14 protein-coding genes are annotated in these 21,031 nt (G+C 64.6%); 5 read left to right on the top strand and 9 right to left on the bottom strand.

The window, feature by feature from the left end:
* Positions 1 to 19 precede the first annotated feature (19 nt).
* From trbF to E5CHR_RS20950, 5 genes are all read left to right on the top strand, one after another.
* Complete coding sequence (trbF, locus tag E5CHR_RS20970) at positions 20 to 733, top strand: conjugal transfer protein TrbF (protein WP_162581637.1); 714 nt, start codon at positions 20 to 22, stop codon at positions 731 to 733.
* Positions 730 to 1,773 (top strand): P-type conjugative transfer protein TrbG, encoded by a 1,044-nt coding sequence (gene trbG / locus E5CHR_RS20965; protein WP_162581636.1) that lies wholly within the window; start codon positions 730 to 732, stop codon positions 1,771 to 1,773. The genes trbF and trbG overlap by 4 nt, the downstream gene beginning before the upstream one ends.
* Positions 1,770 to 3,083: a TrbI/VirB10 family protein gene (locus E5CHR_RS20960; protein WP_162581635.1), complete on the top strand. Its 1,314-nt coding sequence runs from the start codon at positions 1,770 to 1,772 to the stop codon at positions 3,081 to 3,083. Before trbG ends, E5CHR_RS20960 begins: the two co-directional genes overlap by 4 nt.
* A complete protein-coding gene (locus E5CHR_RS20955) occupies positions 3,080 to 3,295 on the top strand; it encodes a DUF2274 domain-containing protein (RefSeq protein ID WP_162581634.1) in 216 nt (71 codons plus the stop codon). The genes E5CHR_RS20960 and E5CHR_RS20955 overlap by 4 nt, the downstream gene beginning before the upstream one ends.
* A 360-nt stretch (positions 3,296 to 3,655) precedes the next feature.
* Positions 3,656 to 5,194, top strand: coding sequence for a DNA cytosine methyltransferase (locus E5CHR_RS20950; protein WP_232062139.1), 1,539 nt, complete (start codon positions 3,656 to 3,658; stop codon positions 5,192 to 5,194).
* Positions 5,195 to 5,408: 214 nt separating this feature from the next.
* Here the strand turns inward: E5CHR_RS20950 and E5CHR_RS20945 are convergent, their stop codons facing one another.
* The 9 genes from E5CHR_RS20945 to E5CHR_RS20905 all read right to left on the bottom strand — a co-directional run bounded on the left by E5CHR_RS20945 (position 5,409) and on the right by E5CHR_RS20905 (position 20,843).
* Positions 5,409 to 7,241, bottom strand: coding sequence for a hypothetical protein (locus E5CHR_RS20945; protein ID WP_162581632.1), 1,833 nt, complete (start codon positions 7,239 to 7,241; stop codon positions 5,409 to 5,411).
* Between the two features lie 2 nt (positions 7,242 to 7,243).
* Entirely contained in the window at positions 7,244 to 7,702 is a 459-nt protein-coding gene (locus E5CHR_RS20940; protein WP_162581631.1) for a very short patch repair endonuclease, read from the bottom strand.
* A 23-nt stretch (positions 7,703 to 7,725) separates the two neighbouring features.
* Positions 7,726 to 9,246, bottom strand: coding sequence for a hypothetical protein (locus E5CHR_RS20935; protein WP_162581630.1), 1,521 nt, complete (start codon positions 9,244 to 9,246; stop codon positions 7,726 to 7,728).
* Between the two features lie 43 nt (positions 9,247 to 9,289).
* A complete protein-coding gene (locus E5CHR_RS20930) occupies positions 9,290 to 11,059 on the bottom strand; it encodes an AIPR family protein (protein WP_162581629.1) in 1,770 nt (589 codons plus the stop codon).
* A 2-nt stretch (positions 11,060 to 11,061) separates the two neighbouring features.
* The gene (locus E5CHR_RS20925; protein WP_232062138.1) at positions 11,062 to 12,045 is read right to left on the bottom strand and encodes a PD-(D/E)XK motif protein; all 984 of its coding nucleotides are present in this window, start codon (positions 12,043 to 12,045) and stop codon (positions 11,062 to 11,064) included.
* A gap of 10 nt (positions 12,046 to 12,055) precedes the next feature.
* Positions 12,056 to 15,004: a Z1 domain-containing protein gene (locus E5CHR_RS20920; protein ID WP_162581627.1), complete on the bottom strand. Its 2,949-nt coding sequence runs from the start codon at positions 15,002 to 15,004 to the stop codon at positions 12,056 to 12,058.
* The gene (locus E5CHR_RS20915) at positions 15,001 to 16,407 is read right to left on the bottom strand and encodes an ATP-binding protein (protein ID WP_232062137.1); all 1,407 of its coding nucleotides are present in this window, start codon (positions 16,405 to 16,407) and stop codon (positions 15,001 to 15,003) included. Before E5CHR_RS20915 ends, E5CHR_RS20920 begins: the two co-directional genes overlap by 4 nt.
* An 83-nt stretch (positions 16,408 to 16,490) precedes the next feature.
* Positions 16,491 to 19,088 carry a sigma-70 family RNA polymerase sigma factor gene (locus E5CHR_RS20910; RefSeq protein WP_162581626.1) on the bottom strand — a complete coding sequence of 866 codons (2,598 nt, stop codon included), beginning with the start codon at positions 19,086 to 19,088 and terminating at the stop codon, positions 16,491 to 16,493.
* A 633-nt stretch (positions 19,089 to 19,721) separates the two neighbouring features.
* Entirely contained in the window at positions 19,722 to 20,843 is a 1,122-nt protein-coding gene (locus E5CHR_RS20905; RefSeq protein WP_162581625.1) for a DUF4062 domain-containing protein, read from the bottom strand.
* Between the last annotated feature and the right edge of the window lie 188 nt (positions 20,844 to 21,031).

Raw genomic sequence — 21,031 nt, 5'->3', positions numbered from 1 at the left:
TTTTTGAGGAGAACCATCCATGCGATTCAAGCGACCCCAGGTGCGGTACTCGAACACGCCCGAGCCCGTCACCCCGTACCAAGCCGCGGCGCAGGTCTGGGACCAGCGCATCGGCAGCGCGCGCGTGCAGGCGAAGAACTGGCGCTTGATGGCTTTGGGCTGTCTCTCGCTGGCCCTGCTGATGGCTGGCGGGCTGGTCTGGCGCTCGGCGCAGTCGATCGTGACGCCCTATGTCGTCGAGGTGGACAGCGCCGGCCAGGTGCGCGCGGTCGGCGAGGCCGCCACGCCCTACAAGCCCAGCGACGCGCAGATCGCACATCACCTCGCGCGCTTCATCACCGACGTGCGGTCATTGTCGATCGATCCGATCGTGGTGCGGCAGAACTGGCTCGAGGCCTACGAGTACACGACGGACCGCGGCGCCGCGACGCTGAACGACCACGCGCGTGCCAACAATCCGTTCTCGCGCATCGGAGAGAGCTCGGTGGCGGTGCAGATCAACAGCGTGGTGCGCGCGAGCGATTCGTCGTTCCAGGTGCGCTGGACCGAGCGCCGCTACGTCAACGGCGAGGCAGCGGGGTTGGAGCGTTGGACCGCGGTGCTCGCGATCGTGCTGCAGGCGCCGCGCACCGAGGAACGGTTGCGCAGGAACCCGCTGGGCATCTACGTCAACGGTCTGTCGTGGAGCCGCGAGCTCGATGCGACGGATACAGCGAAAGGAACCAAGCCATGAAGACTGATTTCCGTAGAAGCGTATCTGCGCCGATCTTGCTGAGCGTTGTGGCGGTCGCCGCGGGCTGCGCCACGCAGGGCAAGGCACCGCCGGCAATCTCGCTAGACGAGCCGGTGGCCGCCACCGCACAGCCATTGCCCGAGCCGGCCCCGCCCATCGAGGTGGTGGAGGTACCAAAGCTTCTTCCGCTGCCTGGGCAGATGAAGGCGCTGCCGAGCGCGCAGGAAGCCAATCCGGCGCCGGAACCCGTCGATGAGAAAGTGCGGGTCTCGCGGGCCAACGAAGAGGCCCGGATCGCGCCGACGCGCGAGGGCTACGTCAACGCGATTCAGGTCTGGCCGTATGCGGACGGCGCGCTGTATCAGGTCTACACGAGCCCGGGCCGTGTGACCCTCGTCGCGCTGCAGGAGGGCGAGGAACTGGTGGCCGTCTCGGCCGGCGACACGGTGCGCTGGATCGTGGGCGACACGGTCAGCGGCAGCGGTGCGAACCAGCGGGTCCATGTGCTCGTGAAACCCACGCGCGTTGGTCTCAAGACGAACCTGGTCATCACCACGAACCGGCGCACTTACCTGCTTGAGCTGTCCTCGACGCCGCAGGCCTGGATGGCGTCGGTGTCCTGGGACTATCCGAAGGACCGCATGCTGGCCTTGCAGAAGCAGGCGAGGGACGCACAGGCCGCGGCGCCGGCGGATGCGGGTCTGTCGGTGGAGCAGATCCGGTTCCGCTACGCGATCAGCGGCGATGCGCCCTCCTGGAAGCCGCTGCGCGCCTTCGACGACGGGCAGCGGGTCTATATCCAGTTCCCGGGCGGCATCGCGCAGGGCGAGCTGCCGCCGCTGTTCGTGATCGGGCCGCAGGGCGACGGGCAACTTGTGAACTACCGTTTCCGCTCGCCGTACTACGTGGTAGACCGCCTCTTCGGCGCGGCGGAGCTGCGGCTGGGCGGCTTCAAGGGCGGCAAGGCCGAGGTGGTGCGTATCGAGCGCACGGATGGCGCGATCGGCGGCGTACCAGGTGCCCGGAGCGATGGGTCATGAGTGCGGAGGACACGGTGTTGCCCTCGTCGTCCCCGGTCCCGCCCAAGGTCGCGCCGGAGACGGTGGCCCTGCGCGCGCAGCCCCGGTCGGTCGTGCGGCTCAACCGTCGCATGCTGGCGGTCGGCGTCGGCACCCTGGCCGCGGCCGTGCTCGGCGGCACGATGTGGTCGTTGCAGTCGCAAAAGCGCGAGCGCAACCCGGCCGCCGAGTTGTACAACGTGGACCGCGTGGCGCGGGCGGATGGGCTGGATCAGTTGCCGAAGGACTATGCCGGGGTGCCGCCGGCGCCGAAGCCGGCGCCACCGGTGCTGGGGCCGCCGCTGCCGGGCGATCTCGGGTCGGCCATGGCGAAGGCGCAGCAGCCGATGGAGGCGAGGGCGGGGCAGGGCGTCGATCCAGCGCAGGCCGAGCGATTGGCGGACGAGGAAGCGGCGCGGTCCTCGGTGTTCTTCCGGCGCAGCGGCGATGGTGCCGCTGCAAAGCGGGGGACTGCCGCCGAGCGGACCATGCTCGCAGCGGACGTCGAGCGGTCCGGGCTGACCGCGGGGCAGCTGCCATTCAATCCCTTGGGCGCGATGAGCCCAGCCTTGGATTCGCCGGCTGATCCTGTAGTGGCGCAGAACCGCCAGGACCGAAAGGAAGCCTTTCTGGCGAATGCCGGTGACCCGGCCACGCGCAATCCCGGCAGTCTGCAGTTGCCGGCTTCGCCGTACCAGGTAATGGCGGGGACCGTCATCCCGGCGGCGCTGGTGACGGGCATCAACTCCGACCTGCCGGGGCAGGTGATCGCCACCGTCACTGAGGCGGTCTACGACACGGCGACCGGCCGGCACCTGCTGATCCCTCAGGGCTCGCGGCTGATCGGGCGCTATGACAGCCAGGTGGCGTTCGGGCAGCGGCGCGTGCTGCTGGTGTGGACACGGCTGATCCTGCCGGACACGTCATCGGTGGCGCTGGATCGGCTGCCGGGGATCGAACCCGCTGGCTATGCCGGGCTGGAGGACGGTGTCGACTGGCACTGGGATCGGATCCTGGCCGGCGCGGCGCTGTCGACGCTGCTCGGCGTGGGCGCCGAGTTGGCGGCGCCGCAGAGCCGGACGGACCAGGACGGCAATCGCCTCGTGATCGCCGTGCGCGAGGGGGCGCAGGACACGGTGAACCAGGCAGGGCAGGAGATCACGAAGCGCAACGCGAGCATTCAGCCGACCTTGACAATCCGACCGGGGTTTCCGATGCGTGTCATGGTGAGCAAGGACCTCATCCTGCGGCCATACCAGCCGCTGTTTTTTCCGCGGAGCGCTTCGCAATGAGCACGAATAAACTGCGCCTCGGTCCATTGCCCAGGACCGAGTGCGTCAAGCTGACCTTTACATGCCCAGCCAGCCTCAAGACGGAACTGGACCGCTACGCCGCGCTGCACACGCAGACCTATGGCGAGCGCGTGGATGCAGTTGCGCTGGTGCCGCACATGCTGGAGGTGTTCATGGCGCGGGATCGAGGATTCAGGAAGATGGGAGACTAACGGATTGTTCTCTCCATTGCGAACAAACCGCCGCTTCCCACTGCATGACACTTGGACATGAAGCGAATTGGATTGGACTTGCGGGACGTACTTTCGCACTGCGTTGGGAGATGAGAGGCTAGTGCTTGTCGGTGGCGCCGAATCGGCTTGTTTCACCAAGCGTGCGGAGTTTCCACGAGGAGGGTCGAGCGTTGAGCAGTCATCGGTCTGTCCCTGGATGGTACGGCTAAAATATAAGTTATTGAAACTGGGTCCAGGCGTCTCGCTGCCGGACCCTTTTTTCGCTTCAGCGTGCGCGCTTTAAAGACTTCATATTGAACACGAGCAAAAGAACTGATGTCGCGGTGCAGTGAGATTCCGGTGATCGACTTGTTCGCCGGACCGGGGGGGCTATGCGAAGGCTTTTCGTCTATTTTTGACGGGAGTGGCGCGCGGCGCTTCGCCGTCAAGGTCTCCGTCGAGATGGACCCCGTTGCCCATCGAACGCTGCTTCTGCGGTCGATCTTCCGCAAGTTCCCAAGGGGCGAGGTCCCGAGTTGCTACTACGACTACATCCGCGGGAAGATTACGCGCGAGGCGTTCCTGGCTCATTCCGACATCAAGGATGCGGCTGAGCGCGCCGCCAAGGAGGCGCGCTGCGCGGAGCTCGGCGCGACCCCTGCCAAGGAGGTGGATGGCTGGATTCGGGAAGCCTTGGGCAACCAGACCGACTGGGTACTTATCGGCGGCCCGCCGTGCCAAGCCTACTCGCTGGCTGGACGCTCACGCCTGCGCAGCAAGGACCCAAAGAAGTTCGAGGCCGACGCCAAGCACTTCCTTTACACCGAGTACCTGCGCATCATCCAGGAATTCGCACCGGCTGTCTTCGTAATGGAGAACGTCAAGGGGATGCTCAACTCCACCAACTCCGGCAAGCGCATCTTTGAGCAAATCCTCGGCGACCTCAAATCGCCGCGAGAGGATCTGAGCTACGAGATCAGGTCGCTTGTGGTCCACAAGAAAGAGGGGGAGGAGCTAGACCCGAACGACTATGTGATTGAGGCCGACGACCACGGCATCCCCCAAAGCCGCCACCGCGTGATCCTTTTTGGCATCCGCTCCGACGTGGCAAAAGCGACCCCGGCGCTGACTGAAAGTCCTGAGCGCTTCCTGCTGACGAAGCTCAAGAAAAAGGTCGGCGTGAGCGCCGCGCTCGCAGGCCTTCCAGAGTTGCGTAGCCGGTTGTCCAAGGAGCCGGACTCCCAAGAGGCGTGGATGAAGGCCCTGCGGGAGTCCCCCTTGGCGCTCAAAGGATGGCGCGTTCCCGCGCGCAACGTTATCGAGACCGCCATGGAGAAGTTCATCAAGAAGGCCGAAAAGCACGCCACCTTTGGCTCGACCTTCATCCCCATGGCAGTCGATCCGGGGGAGGCTATGCCTAAGATCCTGCGCGAGTGGTATCTCGACTCCAAGGTGGGCGGCGTCCTCCAGCACGAGACGCGCAGCCACATGCGATCGGACCTACACCGCTACATGTTTGCGGCGTGCTTCGCGGCTACTCAGAAATATGCCCCGGACCTGCGCAACTTCCCGCCGAGGCTCTTGCCCGACCATGTGAACGTGGACGAGGAGACGATCCCATTCAAAGACCGCTTCCGCGTGCAGATGGGCAAGCATCCGTCATCGACGGTGGTGGCCCACATCAAGAAAGATGGGCACTACTACATCCACCCGGACCCGGCGCAATGCCGAAGCCTGACGGTGCGCGAGGCCGCCCGTCTGCAGACTTTTCCCGACAATTACTTCTTCGAGGGAAACCGCACCGAGCAATACGGGCAGATCGGCAATGCGGTCCCGCCACTGCTGGCCAAGCAGATCGCGGAGATCATCTACGCCTTCATGTCGTCGCCGCGCAAGTAGGCGGCAGGCGCTACCTCCGCCTTTGACTCGGAAGTCCCGCGACTTGGCCAGGTTCCACGCCTCGTCTTACAAGGCGTCGTCTCAGCTTGGTTGCGCTCGACCACCTTCGCATTTGCTAAGGCCCCGTGCAGTCGTGGAATCCTTGACTGAATTCGAGAGCGATGGCGGCGGCGATGTGCGTCATGCCAGTGTGGTGGCATCGAATTAATACCCGTTATAGCGCGCGGTCGGCGGCTCCCGTGCCATCTTCCGAGCCATTGCTCTTTTCGTCTGTCCGGTTCCAAAAGTCGTGGATGTTGAGCGTCTTGTCGGCGATCCGAATTACTGCCGGCATCGGATGTACGGTGGGAACTTGCCCGTGCTCTTCGATCAGCCGAGCGTGAACGTCTCGCAAAGACCAAGCGGAAGGGCCGACCTCCATGCGCGCGCGAACGAACTGCGGCCAGACGCCCATGGCCAAGTCTGCGACGTCAGTCTTGATGCCATAGCCTTGCGTGCGGACCGACGACCTCGAAATAGCGAAGAGCAGCACACCTTTGACGGCCTCGCGCCTCTTCTGCTTTAGCCGCAGCGACCTGTCGAGCGCCGAGGGGCCGTTCTCCTCTATCCAAGACTTGACCTTTGCCGACCAGTCCACCAGCTCTGCCGAGAGGTTGGCGGCCTTGCTGCGAAGCTGGCGCACGTCGTTGGTGGAGTAGTCCTGCCACTTCAACTGAAATAGGCCGACGTCTCCCGTGAGTTTGTCGTAGATGATCGCGTCGATGTCCGTGAGGACCGCGCCGCCTCGGCGAAGTTTCAGGTTGCCGGGGAAGCGGATATAGCGATTTCCACCGAACACCCCAAAGAGCTGCTCGCGCATCCAATCCTCGCGGTCGGCGGCGACGGCGTGCTCTGTGCGCGGGTCCAACCACTGATGCTGGGTTCTGGCTGCCGTGAACGGGTTTCGGGTGAGGCACGAGACCGGCCGCAAGATGAACCCATTGCCTAGGTCGAAGAGCAGTGGAATCAGTGGCGTGGAGTGTCCGGCGAGCTTCTTGGATTGCTCTGATGTCATCGCCAGAGCATTGAAGACTGCATGGACCACTGGCTTTGGGCGTCCACTCATGATGGAGATCGACTCTTCGAGCGTGTCTCTTGGCCCCCAAATAGTCAGGCTTTGAGCAACCGACACCTCGGGGAAAAGCTTCTTGGCGACCGACACGCAGCCGAAGTGTTTGGCATGAAGGCTAATGAGCGCCGCGCCGACGCCCGCGATATCCGCGCCGGTGATGGAGCCCAGTTTTGCGTCGGCATGAATGCCTGAGTCCTCGCGCCAGGGCGTGGCCAGAGCCAGCGCCACGGCCATGTAGTGCTTGTCCACCTCGATTCGGGCGTCATACGCCACCATCACGCCATAGCCCGTGTCCCACGGCTTCACGAGCGGCTTGATGAACTCCTGGATGTCGGGTCTGAGCCAGCGCTTTACCGGCGCGTTAGCTATTGCCAGATAGTTGCCCGGCATTTCGGGGAAGCAGAAGGCATCGCGCATTGAAGCCATTGTCCAGCCAGCGCTCGATGATGGAAATCGCGCCTCGGCGGCCTTGAATTTGTCCAATTCCAAAGCATCGGCGAACTGCGTCCGCGCGTCTTCGCTCATGTGGATGTGAAACTCGTCGCCATCCCTAGCTACTTCCATGATGCCTCGTTCGCACATGTCGGCCAAGCGGCGCAGCAACGACACCTTGCCAAACTCCTGCATGAGGCCTGCAGCGGATGTGCGCGACTCTTGTGTGCTCTCCATCATGGGGAAGGCGCCGGGCTGGTCCAACGGCTCAAAGAGCTCGGCCACGGCCCTGTTCCATCCCCAATACATGAGATCGAATGACTGCGCGACTTTTTCGTCATCGCCGATCAGGGCCGGGGCATGGGTGCCCCAGTAGTCCATAGCGCGGACCACTTCGATGAACAAGACAAAGCGGTCGAGCCTGTCGGTTGGCAACGGTTTGAGGGCTGCGGCGAGGTGAACTTCGGCCAAGTCTCGGAGGGCTTGGGTGGTTGCATCGGTCATGCTTAACCTCGTGTCGGTGCGCTGATCTCGCCAAGGGGCTCGCTGCTCTCGATCCACGAGTTCATGGCGGCTTGCAGGCCTGCGGCGGCTTCGGCGTCGCGCGTTGAGCATTCCCAGATGCACAGCACCCGCCAGCCAAGGCCTTGCAGCTTCTCGACCGCGCTGCGGTCGCGCGCCACATTCGCCACCAGCTTGGCTGTCCAGAACTCCGGCCGCGTCGTCGGCATCTTGGCGAATCGGCACCCCTGGTGCATGTGCCAGAAGCAGCCATGGACGAAAACGGCCACCTTACGCCCCGGCATCACGATGTCGGGCGTGCCAGGCAGGTCGCGCCGATGCAACCGGAAGCGGTAGCCCGAGGCGAAGAGCATCCGGCGGACGATCAGCTCGGGCTTGGTGTTCTTGCCCTGGATGCCGGCCATCATCCGGCTGCGGTCGGCGGGGGAGACGACATCAACCATGGGCTTGTACCGAATCGGCTAAATCAGCCCTTCACAGGGCCGCGCACCCAGAAATACTTCTCGACGAGATGCGGGCGCGCCGACACGAAAGCTTGAAGTAGAAAGCGATCGACCTTGCGCACTTCCACGCCGCGCTTCCCGCAGATCGAATCGACCCTGTCGTGGAGAGTGGCATCGATGTACCCGCAGGTCATCACGCCGTACCCCCCGGCATCGTATTGTTCGATCACATCGCCGATGGACTTGATGTGCTTTGGCGTCAGCGAGTCATCAGCACGGATGTGTTTGCACTGAAAGACCCACTTGACCGGGGGCCGATAGAAAGGGGGGGCGCGGTTCGTCCAGGCCACTATGTCCCGCCCGCCATCGCGCGAGCGTGACTTGCCTATCTTCTCCAGCCGGTTTCGATCAAACTGCGGCGATGTGTACAGGTAGTCCCAGCAAAGCTGCTCCAAAAGCTCATCGTCGAGCATCTCCCACGGAAGATCGGGCGCCGACTTGGCCGACCCGCCATCGTGCAGGCTTGTTGCCAGAGATTGCAGGACCTCGGCCTGAGCAGCGCGCCCCGGGGTGGGGCGCTGGTGTTCGCTAAAGAAGACGATGGTGAATCCGGAGCACCTGAGTGCGGCAAACCCCGACAAATCGCCGACCCAAGCGGACGGCTCGTCATCGGAACCGGCGACCCGCCCTTCGAAGGCAATGAGGTCATACGAGTCCGGCTCGGACTGCGTACGTCGAACAAACTCATCGCCGCAGGCGATCGCCTGAGTGACGAGCTCTGACGGAACACCGACAACTACATGCCCGCCAATGAAACTGGCCTCTTGCTCGGTCATGACCATCCGTGCAGGCAGGAGCGCTTCACCGCTGTAACCCGCGCTCTCGAGCACCTCTGCGAGTAACGCGTCCGCCGGTAGGATCAACTCGCCATCCGACAAAAGAACGGCCCGACCACCTGCGCGGATGGACCTACTAACGAAGAAACCATACCGCCGTTCCGGGTGGCGCTGAAGATGCTCCCTCAGCGCCTCGGGGTCCTCCCACTCTCCATACGACATGATCAGGTTGCCGACGTAGTGATCGGCGATCTCGGGGAACAGGAGTTCGCTCTGTTCCAGGGATTCCCCGTAGTCGTATCGCGCTTCCCAGATTTGCTCGAATTCTCCGCGCAGACCATCGGTCTCGTGATCGGGATAGTCGACGAATATCGCCATCCGCGCGAGTTCCAGCGCCATGGCATGCGGGTCGTAGCTGTCAAGTTCAAGCCGGATCACATTCAAGTGCTCGACCTTCGTCCACGACATCGATCGTCGTGTCGCATAGGCGCCAAGACGCTCGGCGATAAGGGACGCGTCCAGAAAGTCATCGGCCAGATCCAGATGCGAGTTCGAACTCCCGACGGAGGGGAGTGGGACGTCAACGGCAAACGCACGACCCGAGGAGACAGCGAGCAAGAACTCCGTGACGACGTCGGTCAGCGTCTGAGCGTCGTTGGGCAACTCTAGTTTCACCGCCGACTGCGCGGCGTCATTTGCTTCAGGCATGTGCTTCGTGGAGAAGATTTCGAGGGGATCCTTACGAATCAGCCTATTTCACTTCCGGGATGTTGGTGGCCGGGGCCGAGTAGCTCGCGCCCATCACGGCCTCCTTGCACTCGGGCCGCTTGGCCCACTCGGACACCATCTTGCCGCCGGACGACGAGTGCAGAACGTCATTTACCTCCTTGGCCCACACGGCAATTTGCGCGAGCAGCTCGGGAGACGCCGCCTGTTTGGCCCAGATGCGGTCGAGATCGATGCGGTCGCCGAGCTTCTCGGCCACGAGCGACACCGTGTAGGCGGTCACGTTGGCTTGGAAGGCCTGGAACATCGGCCGCAAGAGCTTCTGCGCGTCGCGGTAAATCTTCGCCTTGGCGATCATGGCCTTGAAGTCGGCGACGCTGGGCAGCGGCGCCTCTTGGCCGTCGGCCGGCGTCAGTCCCGCCATGAACTTGTCAAAGTTCTTCTGCGAGCCGAGGCTGACGATGTCGGGCTTCTTATCCCAGGCGGTGATGTATTTGGCCAGGTCGGTCTTGGTGACGCGGCGGGCCGTCGGGATCGCCTCCTTCAAGGCTTTGAGCTTGGCTGGCGTGGTGCCCTCGCGGGCGAGCAGTGTGTTGTAGCTGCCCGAGGCGCGCTCGTAGAACCATTGGCCGACGCCGTCGGGGCAGTAGACCGAGCGAGAGAGCTTCTCGATCTCGACATGGAAAGGCTTGTTGGCCGACAGGTCCGATTGCCGCACGGCGTTCTGGCTGTTGGCGAAGCGCGAGATGTCCGAGACGAGGGCCTCTTCCTTGGCCGAGTCCTGCGCGCGCATGACGATGATCTTGGCTGGCACCCGCACGCGGCTCAGGTCCGTGTCGGGATACTTCTTCTTGGCGAAGTAGATCGACGCGGTGGTTTGCCCGCCGTTGACGATTTGGAGGCCTTTGAGCCAGGCGATGCCGGCGGAGCCGTCGCCGGGGTTGCCCAGGCGCATCTCGTCGGCCACGATGACGATGCCATTGTTGTAGGCCATGAATCGCTCGGGGGCCGAGCGCAGCGTGTTCTGGATGCCGGCGTTGACGCCCTTGCCCTTGACGCTGAGGAACGACCGCACGTTGGCTTCGAGCAGGCGCGCGCCGAACTTCTCGTAGAGCAGGCGCAGCGCCTCAGCAGGGATCGCCGTGAGGGCGTAGTCGTAGTCGTCGCTCTCGCCAGGCACAAACACGCAGGGCAGAGGCGCGCCCGAGACTTCGGTGAAATCGACCACGAGCTCATCGCGGGGCTTGCCCTCGGACCAGTGGCGGTGCAGCCGCTCGATGTCCATCACTTCCAGGCGCACGGCCTTGCCGCCGATGTCGCGGGTCTTGAAGCTCTTGGACTTGGCGACGCGGTCGGTGATGACGTAGACGCGGATTTGCTCCAAGTCGTCGTAGATGGCCTGAAGTGTCTCGGCGAGCGAGCGCACATCGCTGGACGGATCGAGCTTCGGCGCCATCTTGCCCTCGGCGCAAAGCGTCAGAAAGCGCAGGCACTGCTCGACGGCGGTCTTGGTCTCCGCGTCCGGCACGGGCGTCGGGACATCGACGTTGGCGTAGAGGCTCACGAACAAGTCGAGCTGGTCGCTCTCCTCGGACAGCGAGTAGCCGCTCAGGCGCAGGTTGGCGTTGCCCACCTTGCCCTCGAAGTGGCACTCGACCGGCTCGAACGTCATGCCGATGTCCGACATGTGATCCATCACGATGCCGGAGAACACCAGTTCCTCATACAGCGCGCCGTCTCGCATCTGCGAGCGGACGGCGGCCTGCGTCTCGCGCAAGAATTCAGGCAAATTCATTCTTAGACCGCTCCCAGCTTCTTCAATGCGCCCTCGGCGCCGACGTTGTCGCCCGGCGCCTTGTCGAGGTCGATTTCATACATGGCCTTAACGATGCCCGCAGGCACCGAGCCCGCGGTCATGCGGGGGAAGTTGGCCCCGACCTCCACGACGCGCGTGCCGGCCTGCTCGAACTTTCTTGGATAGCGGTCGGCATGGGAGTCGATGTAGCCGGCCGCGAGCAGGCGCTCGGACAGCAGCCGCTCAGCCTCTCCATCGCCCTTGATCGCCTGCCGCATTGCCTCGACGATGTTCGGCAGGTTCTGTCCACCCTCCGATTGCCGAAGGCGCGCGCCGGCCACGAAGAGGGGTTGGCGCGTGGAGTCGTCGAGCTGCTCGAGCGAGCCGATCCGCGCGGGGAATCCCGCCGCCGACAGCGTGGCCTTAACCTCCAAGGCTCCCGTGCCGATCCGGAAGTCCTGGATGCCGTCGAGCGGCCCCACCCATGACTCGATGGCCGTAGCGGGAGCCACGCCCGCCTCGATGATGGCCCGCAGCAGCGCGAGCTCACCGATGAGGCCGACCTCGGCCTCGGGGCTCAGCGCCTGGCTCCCCTTGCGCATGAACTCCTGCCAAGCTCCGACGCGGCCGATGAAGACGCGCAGGAGCTTGGCTTCGTCGGAGCCGGCCGCGACCGAGTCGTCCAGAGCGCCCACGACATCGCATGCCATGGACGCGAAGAGCTCCGCGCTGCCTGCCGACTTGCGGGTAAGCGCGAGCCAAAGCTTGCCGCTGCCGTCAGGGTCGGCGCGCTCGACGGCAAAGCCCTGGCCCTCGGGCAGCTTGTCGGCGGCGGCGAGCTTCGCGCTCGGAAAGCACACCAAAACCGCCTCGGCGTTGTCCGGCGAGCGTCGGCCAGCCCGCAGCTGCAGCAGCCCGGAGGAGGGCAGGGCGATGGCTTGCCAGCCAGGCTCGGCATCGGCGCTGGTGAGCGACGACCAAGCCATCAAAAATTCGTTACTCGGACGGGCCATATTCCTGCATCCAGTAGAGGAGGTTCACTTCGTATTCCACGCGGATGCCGTTCTCGGCCGACGGGAAGGCAATGGCAAAGGCCATGATGGGCTTGTCCCAGCCGGGCACGATGAGGTTCTCGGGAGCCTTGGCCTTGCCCTTGTAGGGGGCAAGCGTGTAGAGCAGCAGCAGGCCGCGGTCGGCGTCGCCGCCAAGCCGGTCGCGAGCCTCCCGGATGCCCTTGCCACTGGGGCTCGTGGGCGGGTTGATGCGGTCCCGCGCAGGGTCTGGCTTCCATGCCGCGCGGGTGCGGGCGAGGGCGTCGCGCCACACATCGTCGTCGATGTCGATGCCCTCGTCCTTGGGGTCAGTGAGCACGCCGATGGCGAACATCGCCGGGTCCTTCACGCCCGGTGGATCGGGATCGTCCGTCTTGCGCGTTTGCAGCGACTTCGGTTCGAAGCCGCCAGGGAAGGCATGGGGCTCGCCAACGCCATCGCCGCCAGAGAGCAGAGCGACGCTCCACTGCTTCAACTTGCCGATGTCGAGCATCTTGGTGATGAAGTCGGAGAGAACCGCGGCCTTGGCGCTGGTGGCGTTCGGGTGGGTCGTATAGGCAGCCAGGAACGCCAGAATGTGGGGCGCGTCCACGTCCTGCCAAAGGCGCGCGCCGGGCCAGGAGTCGGCCTCGCCGTCTCGCGGGTATTTCGGCGCGTCCACGAACTTCGTTCCGAGGGTCGCGACCAGCGCGTCGGTCGCGTCGAGGTTCGCCTGTTGGATCGCCGCGTTGCGGTGGAAGAGGATCGTCTGCGGGCGCGTGCCGCTGTAGGTCAGCGAAAGCGTCTGCGCGTTGCGCATCTTCAAGGGCGACGTGACCGTGAGAGTCTCGTGCGACATGACCTTGAGGCCGTATTGCTCGGGCGTGAGCTTGGCCTTGGCCATAAAGTCGAACTCTTCGCGCAGCTCCTCGGAGGCGTCGGCGATGTGGCCGAACCACCTGACCAGGTCCGGCGACGTGTAGAGCCGGCAGAGGTCCAGGTATCCCGGGCGATAGCCGAACCAGCGGCCCATCTGCATCAGCGTGTCATACATCTTCGTCGTCCGAACGAAGTAGCTGGTGCAGAGGCCTTCGAGCGTCAGGCCGCGAGCGAGCTTGTCGCCGCCGACCGCGATGACCTTGAGGGCGGCGCCAGGCGTGGCGTAGTCGAGCGCGTCCTTGGCCATGCCGTTGATCGAGCGCACGTCGATGTCGTCGAGCACGTCGGGCAGCTTGGCGAGCACGCCGTTCCAGGAGGGCATCGGCGGAGGCAGCTCTTCGGGCGTCGAGAGCGAGGCGACCTTGTCGCGTGTCGGGACGAAGTCCTCGTCCCAGAGCCCGCGCATCTGCGCGAGCAGCTCGTCTGCGTCGCTGCCGCGGGTGATCTTCTGGCGCATCCGGCGCACGGTCTCCTCGACCTGCTCGCGCACATGGTCCTGCACCGCCACGTAGCGGGTGACATGGATCAGCATGGAGCTGTGCTCAAGCCCTTGGCCGCGCAGCTCGCGAACCGCGCAGGCGAGGACGAAGGAATGGATCGCCTCGCGCAGGGATCGGGGAATCGTCTCTTGGCCGTTGTGGACCGGAACGTGGGTCTTCTTGTGCTTGGGCGGCATCCAACCCGCCTCGGCCTCCGGGTCGTAGTGGTCGAGGATGCTGCGCGAGAGCGGCAGCGCGCCGACGCGGCCTTCCTTGGTCAGCTTGCCGAACATGCGGGCGGGGCCGACGTAGTTCGACGGCGCCGCCAGGTTGATGATGAAGGCTTTGGGAAAGAGGTCCGGGCCTTCGGCGATGGTCGCGCCCTTGTGGTGGATGTAGATGTTGGCAAACGGTGTGGCCGTGTAGCCGACATAGGCCTTGCGGCTGAACGAGTGCAGGACCCGGCGAATGAGGCTGTTGATGGTCTTGGGCGAGTGCTCCTCGTCCGGCGTGCCATCCTCGTTGAAGAGCTGCTCGCCCGTGTCCACCGACGCGTTGTCCGCCTCGTCGTCGATTACCAGCAGCGGAAGCTTGGTGACGAGCCTCCAGTCCTTGCCGTCCGGGATCGGGTGCTGGAGCGGGAGCGAGTAGGGGAGCGGGTTGGGCTTGTCGGCCACCCGCTTCTGAATCCACTTGAGCAGCTCGGTCAGGACGGTCTTTTGCTTCTTGACCACGAACACCCAGGGCCGCTCCTCGGGCGAGATGCCGTTGAAATGCTTGGCGATGGCCTTGCTGAAATCTCCGTTCTCCGCGCGCGTCGTCGCCGAGTTGGTTTTGAGGTCTTCGCCAAACGCGGCCACGCCGATGGAGGCTCCGGGATCGCCACCTTGCGTCGTCTCGTAGCCCAGGAAGCCCTCCTCGAGGCGAATCTGGGTCTGTGAGCGCAGGTTGTTGTGCAGGCCCGCGAGCACGATGATGATCTTGTAGCCGGCGTCCGCGGCCTTGTTGATGAGGCCCGTGTAGTTGCTGGTCTTGCCCGACTGCACATGCCCGACGACTAGGCCGCGCCGATCCCACGGGTCGGCCCGCAGCGGGTCTTCGAGGAGGCCCAGGATGTCGCTGGTGGATTCATCGAGGCCATCGACGACCACGTCGGAGAGCTTCGACTCCTGATAGTCGCGATAGCGGCGCCAGTAGTGCCAATCCTTCTTGCGGGCGGCGTTGAGCCACTCGATGTGGCCGGCGTCGTCCTTGAGCGTGGTGGCCTTGCCCATGCGGTGGCTGAACCGCTGGATCAGCGTGTAGACCGCCTTGGCCTCGTCAAATGGAACCGGCCGGTCGCTGGCGAACATCGCTGCGGCCAGCTTCACCTTCTCGGCGATGAAGGCTGGCGTGATCATCGACGAGTCCTTCTCCGCCTTCACCAGCCGCTGCGCGGTGGCGATGACATCTTCGAGCAACTGGACTTGCGCTGCTGCCTCTTCTGCTGCGGTCATTGTTTCCTCCCAAGTTTCGCGACGAGCGCGGGATATTTTTGAAACGGCTCTGTGCGCAACATCGACTTGCGCGCCTCCTCGACGGTCAGGCCCTTGCGCTCAATGAGGTCTTCGAATAGCACGCTGGCGACCTCGACCACCGCCGCGTTGGGCTCGCCCTCGAAGCCCGTGCGCGGCGTCTCCTTGTTCTCGGCCGTGTCCAGCCAGATGCGCTGCACCGGCACGGTCTCCTCGATCACCCGAAGCATCGACTTCACCAGCGGGGCGAGCGCGCCCGCGCTCTCCAAGACGGCGGACACCGATGGATGTGCCTCGTCGATGCGGTATCGCATCCCGGCCTTGACCCGCTCGACGCGCCAGGCCTGCTCAATTGGGACGTTGCCCTTGGCGGGAGCGGGCGTGCCTCGGTAGGCGAACACGCGCCGCGCGCGCTCGCGGGTGTTCTCGGCCAGCAGGGTGAGCCAGGGCCGCAGCGACACGGGCGGACGGGCCGTCGATTTGCGGACGTCGATCTTCCAGTCTGCGTCGGCCGTGTTCGGAATGTCGAGCCGGATGCGCGCCAGGCGATGGGCCTCCTCGCGGTTCCACGCGCGCGAGCCGCCGAGGCCAAGCCAACCGCCCGCGACCAACAGCCGCTCGTTGCGGTAAACGTAGAAGCCTTGCTGCGCGGTCCAGCCGGCCGGGCCGGCGTTGTCGTCATACTCGGCGGCCGTCAGCTTGTCCCGATGCGGCAGGACATGCGCCTGCGCTGTGACCGAGCCGTAGTCGGTGGCTTGATAGGTGGGTGGCGACGCCCAAGGCTTCGCGGGGTGTCCCGTCATGAAGGGGTCCCACGGGGCGACGACCCGGCCGTTGATGAGCAGTTTGAGCTTAGGCCGCGGCCCTTGAATCAGGCGGTGGAAGATCATCGCCACGTGGGACTCGACGGTGTCGATGAGGTCGTGGAAGTCGTCGGAGGTGTAGCCGGAGGTCACTACGCGGTCCATCGACTCCCACAGCACGACCGTCCCGGCCTTCTTGCCCTTCAAGCCGGCGATGAAGGGCTTGGACCCCTGGGCCGGCCCCTCGAACAGAAGCCAGCCGCCATCGGGATCTGCAGCGAGCTCGTCGAGGTCCCAGCGCAGGCAGCTCGTGGCCCCTTTCTTGACGCTGGCGACTGTGAGCCGCCGGCATTGCGAGAAGGAGGCGGTTTTCAGGCCCATGCCGAAGCGCCCAAGGTCGTGGGCCGCCCGCGGATCGAGCGGGTTCTTGTCGCCCAGGCGCATCGCGCTCTCGAGCTCGGCGTCGTCCATGCCGCGCCCGTCGTCGAGGATCGTGATTCGGCTCTTAGAACCGTCCCATGCGAAGTCGATCCGGACTTCCGCGGCTCCGGCGGACACGCTGTTGTCGATGATGTCGGCCAAGCCCGCGCCGGTCGAGTAGCCGAGGCCTCGCAGGGACTCGAGCATCGCCATCGCGCGCGGCGGCGCGCTTCTTGTCTTGGGCTTCATCGCCAATAGCCTTTCCCTGGCCAGAACTCAAACCCAAGCGCGATCAGCTTTCGGACGATCTTTCGGGAGCGGTTGTCGGGCGTGTTTGTGATGTGGACCCACAGGCGGCGCGCCTCGCCCTCGAGGTAGTCCTCGACAACGATGCCAGCCTCGCGCGTCTGGTCCAAAAGCTTGACGAGCGCCGTGGGCTCGGAGCCGACCCGCCGCTCGGGGCGTGGAGCCGCAGGAGCGGCCGGCTTCGGCTTGGGCGCGGAAGCCTTCGCGGTGGGTGGCGCGCTGACATCACCGTCGTCGTACGCCTCGCCAGTCTCGTCGGCGCCTTGCTCGGGTCTTGCAGCCGGGACAAGGCCGAGCTCAGTCAAGAATCGGTCGAGCCGCGCGGGATGCCGGAGCCGCCCCAGAGCCTTGGCCTCGATTTGCCGGATGCGCTCGCGCGTCACGTCCATCCGCGCGCCGATCTCTTCGAGCGTCATCGAGTCCTGGACGCCGATGCCGTAGCGCATGCGCACGACATTCTCTTCTTTGAGCTTGAGCGTGCTCAGGAAGTGGTCCACCGACTCGCCCAACTGGATGTCCTCGACGCATTCGACGGGATCGCGGACAGCGAACTGGTCTTTCGCGTGCACTGCGATGAGGCTGTCGATGTCAGACAGCTCGTGCAGCGGCAGCGGCTCGACGCCCAAGCGGGAGAGCGCCTCGACCTTATGGACGGGCAGCTCGACGAGCGCCGCGATCTCTTCGAGCGTCGGGGCATGGCCATGGCGGAGCTCGAAGGCATGGGCGGCCTGCGCGATGCGCTGCGTCTTCTCGTAGACGTGGACGGGAAGGCGGATGGTCTTGCCCTTGTCGGCCACGAAGCGCCCGACCTGCTGGCGAATCCACCAAGTCGCATAGGTCGAGAACTTGAAGCCCCTGCGCCAGTCATAGCGGTCCACGGCCTTGATGAGACCGATGTTTCCTTCCTGCAGCAGGTCGTCGAGCGGCTGGCCGCTGAACAGGTATTTTTTGGCGATGGAGTAGACGAGCTTCAAGTTGGCGACGGCCATTCGGTCGCGCGCGCGCTTGTAGGCCCCCATCGCCTGGCCGAACGCGTGAGCGGCCTCGGCTTCCCCGATGAGCCCGGAGTCCGCCAGCTCCATCAGAAAGCCGCTGGTCAGGCCCAGGGAGACCAGCGCGCCGCGGCAGGCTTCCCATTTGGCCGCGTCTTGGCTCGTGCCGACGGGCAGGCCCGACAAGAGCTCCGCGTTGGCGCAAAACTGCGCCAGCTCGTCGTCGGTCTCTTTGGCCTCGAGCCCGAACTGCGAATCGGGTTCGTCTTCGGAGCTCGTGGACTCGCCCTCGGCGGCCGGCGGGTCCAATGCGGGGTCCACGTCGGCGTCAGCGTCGATCTCGACGGTGGGCGCCGCTTGCGCATAATGGGGCTCGACTTGCGGGCCAGAGGACATCGAGCGCAGCGGCTTGGAGCCTTTAACCACTTGGCGGGCCGCCTCCAAGGTGGCGGCGATGCCTCCAGGCCACGCGGCCAGTGCGTCGAGCGCCTTCTCGACGCCGTGCTCCATGGCTTGGCCCAAGGCGACCTCGGCCTCGGCAGTGAGCAAGGCCTCGCGCTGGAGTTCACGCTGATAGAGACGCAAAGGCTCGTTGCGTCGCGCGGCCAAGTCGTCCACGAAAGCCAAGGCGTCGGCGATTGCGTCCTCTTCGCCCGGCCTTTCATCCGGCGACACGAAGACTTCGAAGCTCTCGTGGGGCGCCGAGTACTCAAACCGCTCGTCGGTCTCGGCGCCGAGGTCGTTGACGACCATGCAAAGCAGTGCGCCGGCCTCGGCGTCGGGCTCGCCATCCTTGCCGCGCGTCAAATCCTCAATGGCGGCGTGCGGGACGCTGCCCTCGCGGATGGCGCGTAGCACGACCAGGCGCAGCCGCGCGCGCGCCTCGTCATCGTCGACGCGCGGCAGCGGAGTCGCCCGGTCGGGCAGGAAGGCGTCGAAGTCGTCCCAGTCGGCCGACATGTCGATGGACTGGTGTTCGGTGATCGTCGCCTGGATTTTCACGGCGGCCACGGCGAGTGTCGGATCGCCGTCGGGGGGCGCCTGCTCCTCTTCGGCCTCCCACCCGCTGAGATCAAAGACGAGGCCATCGTCAACGACCTCTGTGGGGATCTCTGGCACGGCGGTTCCGAATGTCGTGATCGCGGCTCGGGGAGGGGACGAATCAGGCTCGCGGCCCGCTTGGTCGAATACGGAGGCGTCGTTGACGGCCTGCACGGATTGGGCGGGGGCCTGCTCGACGACTAGGGCCACGAGGCCCGCCTCTATGGCCGAGGCCGCTTCAAGCGCGCGAGACGCATTGGCGATGCCAAGGGCGTCGCGCCCCGAAGGGTCGAGCAAGCGAGCGTCGGCGCCGGCGGCTAGCAGCAGCTTGCAAATGACGGCCTTGTTGCGCGCCGCAGAGAGCATTAGGGGCGTTTGGCCCTTCTCGTCGCGGGCGTCGAGGTCGTCGCCGCGGTCGATATGAATTTGAACGGCGCTCTCGACGCCCGCCACTACGGCCATCCTGAGGAAGCGGCTCAGCGGAGGTGCGTCTTGAAGCGCCATGCCCGTCAAGCGCTCGCCATTTCCCGGAGCGACCTAACGGCTTTGCCCATGTGAGATCGGAGGCCTGCCCTGACCCCCGGATTAAAGCGCCGGCCTTGGCCGAACAGCGAGTTCTTGTCTGCGGCCATTTCGGCTCTATTTGAGTTGAATTGTTACAAATTCTACAGGGATCACATGTGGAAACCCACTCGTTTTCGTCATCGCGAAGCAGCCGTGCGCCCGGCGCCGCCCGCGGCTTTGACTTGGTTCAAGCGACATCAGAGCGGCTGGCGCGTCGTTACGCCGGGCAGTGGCGCGCACAGGTCGGTCGAACTTGCACGGTCGTATCGAAGCTCGCCGGTGCGGCACCGTCCGCAGATGGAGCCGCCGATGCTCAGCCACAGCCACAGCCACAGCCACAGCCACAGAAGTGGCGAGGCTCAGAGGTGTGATCGCGCTCGCGATGCATGCCCCCTTCTTGGCCGCCATCGACGGCAAGTTCGCCTCGATGTCGTCGAGCTCGAGCAGCAGCGCGCTATCCTCGGCCTCGTTGGCTACGCGGAACCATAGGCCGTGGTGCGAGGCAGTTCGTCCTTGGGCAGGTACAGCCTGCTCCCCTGACGGAATACAGCGCGAACCGTCCCGAAGGTCGCGCTACTTGTTTTTTCGCTGACGCCTGAGTGGAACCATCAGATCTTCGGCTAGGTTCGCGGCGTCGAACCGCAGGGCTGGGCGTGGCCTGTCCACCGTAACAGGCGGCTTTTCTTCTCCGCCACCAAATCCCATCGTGCCGGAGTTCGGACTGGCGTCGTCTTCGGCTTGCGTTCGCCATCCCAGGTGCTCGCTAGCGTCAATGCGGGCCGCGATGGAGACATGCGTCAGCTTCTGGGTGGGGTCGATCCGGTCAAGCGCCCAGTCGGCATAGGCGATTCCTGCAGTCAGTTGCTGGACGACAGTTTCCTGAATCAGGGCGAAACTGCCGCCGAAACCGTGGCCTCTCCGCGATTGCCGTTCGAGCGGCAGACGAAGCACAAGACCACCTTGCTCGTCAAGCTGAATTCTTGCGCCGCCCTCTTGTTCAAGATAGAGCGCAGCGCCGTCAATGTCGCTCTCCATCCCTTTCGTGCTGTCGAACAGTCGGGGCTCTGAGAACAGCGCATGCTGGTGAAGGTCGTTCACCAGCTTTCGGTCTTCAAGTTCAGCAGGTCGCAGGATGCGCTGCAGCGGGCCGCCAGTGATGGCCAGGTTCAGGACTGACGATTGAACTGAGTTGCCGTTTCGGGCCCTCGGTAGAAGGCTGACCGCCGACTGCGTGAGGACAGCAATGTCGAGAGGCGCAGCCGCGTGCGCAAGCTGGTAGTCATGGATCGCGCGCGTGATGAGATCCTTCAGCTCTTCTGCTGTTTTGAAGCCGCCTCGGAAGTAGCCTTGCTGCCAGCCCTGGACTTCGGAGACGAACTTCGTCTGCTGCGCATCGCGGGTGATGCCTTCCTGCACGAAGGCCAGCACCGGCTTCGTGTCACGCGCTTCCAAAAACTCTTCGTGCGTCGGGGACACGCCGGACGTCCCCTGAACAAATCCATACTGCTCACCGAGGATCAGGAGGATTAGCTCAGCCGACCGGACGCCCTGGAGGCATGCAACCTGCGGGGAGTTGGGCTGTGCGCCGAAATCCTCGGCCATGACCGGCTCATGACGCAGCGTCGTCACCGCAGATCGTGCGGCCTCTCGAAATGGCTCGAATCCGCGGATCAGGGAACTTATGAAGATCTTCATCTTGTCTCTCACCTTTCTGTGCGTGGAATACAGAACAGCATATCGCGCGGCCTGGCAGAGGGGCCATAGGAGCTGCGAGCGCCAGCCAGTGATATGTGCAGATGCACGAGTCACCCATCGAATGTCGGAGGTGGGACCGGGTCGCAGCAGATCGTTCTGCGTCCTCCCATACCTGGATCCGAAAAGCA

The sequence above is a fragment of the Variovorax sp. PBS-H4 genome, assembly GCF_901827205.1.
Classification (GTDB): Bacteria; Pseudomonadota; Gammaproteobacteria; order Burkholderiales; family Burkholderiaceae_C; genus Variovorax.
The sequence above is the reverse complement of the archived record's forward strand: the minus strand, read 5'-3'. Positions and strand labels throughout refer to the sequence as shown.

Coding starts and splice junctions, on each gene's coding strand:
- E5CHR_RS20905 (WP_162581625.1), bottom strand. CDS start 20,843: ATGAAGATCTTCATAAGTTCCCTGATCCGCGGATTCGAGCCATTTCGA.
- E5CHR_RS20945 (WP_162581632.1), bottom strand. CDS start 7,241: ATGACCGATGCAACCACCCAAGCCCTCCGAGACTTGGCCGAAGTTCAC.
- E5CHR_RS20940 (WP_162581631.1), bottom strand. CDS start 7,702: ATGGTTGATGTCGTCTCCCCCGCCGACCGCAGCCGGATGATGGCCGGC.
- E5CHR_RS20920 (WP_162581627.1), bottom strand. CDS start 15,004: ATGACCGCAGCAGAAGAGGCAGCAGCGCAAGTCCAGTTGCTCGAAGAT.
- E5CHR_RS20910 (WP_162581626.1), bottom strand. CDS start 19,088: ATGGCGCTTCAAGACGCACCTCCGCTGAGCCGCTTCCTCAGGATGGCC.
- E5CHR_RS20955 (WP_162581634.1), top strand. CDS start 3,080: ATGAGCACGAATAAACTGCGCCTCGGTCCATTGCCCAGGACCGAGTGC.
- E5CHR_RS20960 (WP_162581635.1), top strand. CDS start 1,770: ATGAGTGCGGAGGACACGGTGTTGCCCTCGTCGTCCCCGGTCCCGCCC.
- E5CHR_RS20930 (WP_162581629.1), bottom strand. CDS start 11,059: ATGAATTTGCCTGAATTCTTGCGCGAGACGCAGGCCGCCGTCCGCTCG.
- trbG (WP_162581636.1), top strand. CDS start 730: ATGAAGACTGATTTCCGTAGAAGCGTATCTGCGCCGATCTTGCTGAGC.
- trbF (WP_162581637.1), top strand. CDS start 20: ATGCGATTCAAGCGACCCCAGGTGCGGTACTCGAACACGCCCGAGCCC.
- E5CHR_RS20925 (WP_232062138.1), bottom strand. CDS start 12,045: ATGGCTTGGTCGTCGCTCACCAGCGCCGATGCCGAGCCTGGCTGGCAA.
- E5CHR_RS20935 (WP_162581630.1), bottom strand. CDS start 9,246: ATGCCTGAAGCAAATGACGCCGCGCAGTCGGCGGTGAAACTAGAGTTG.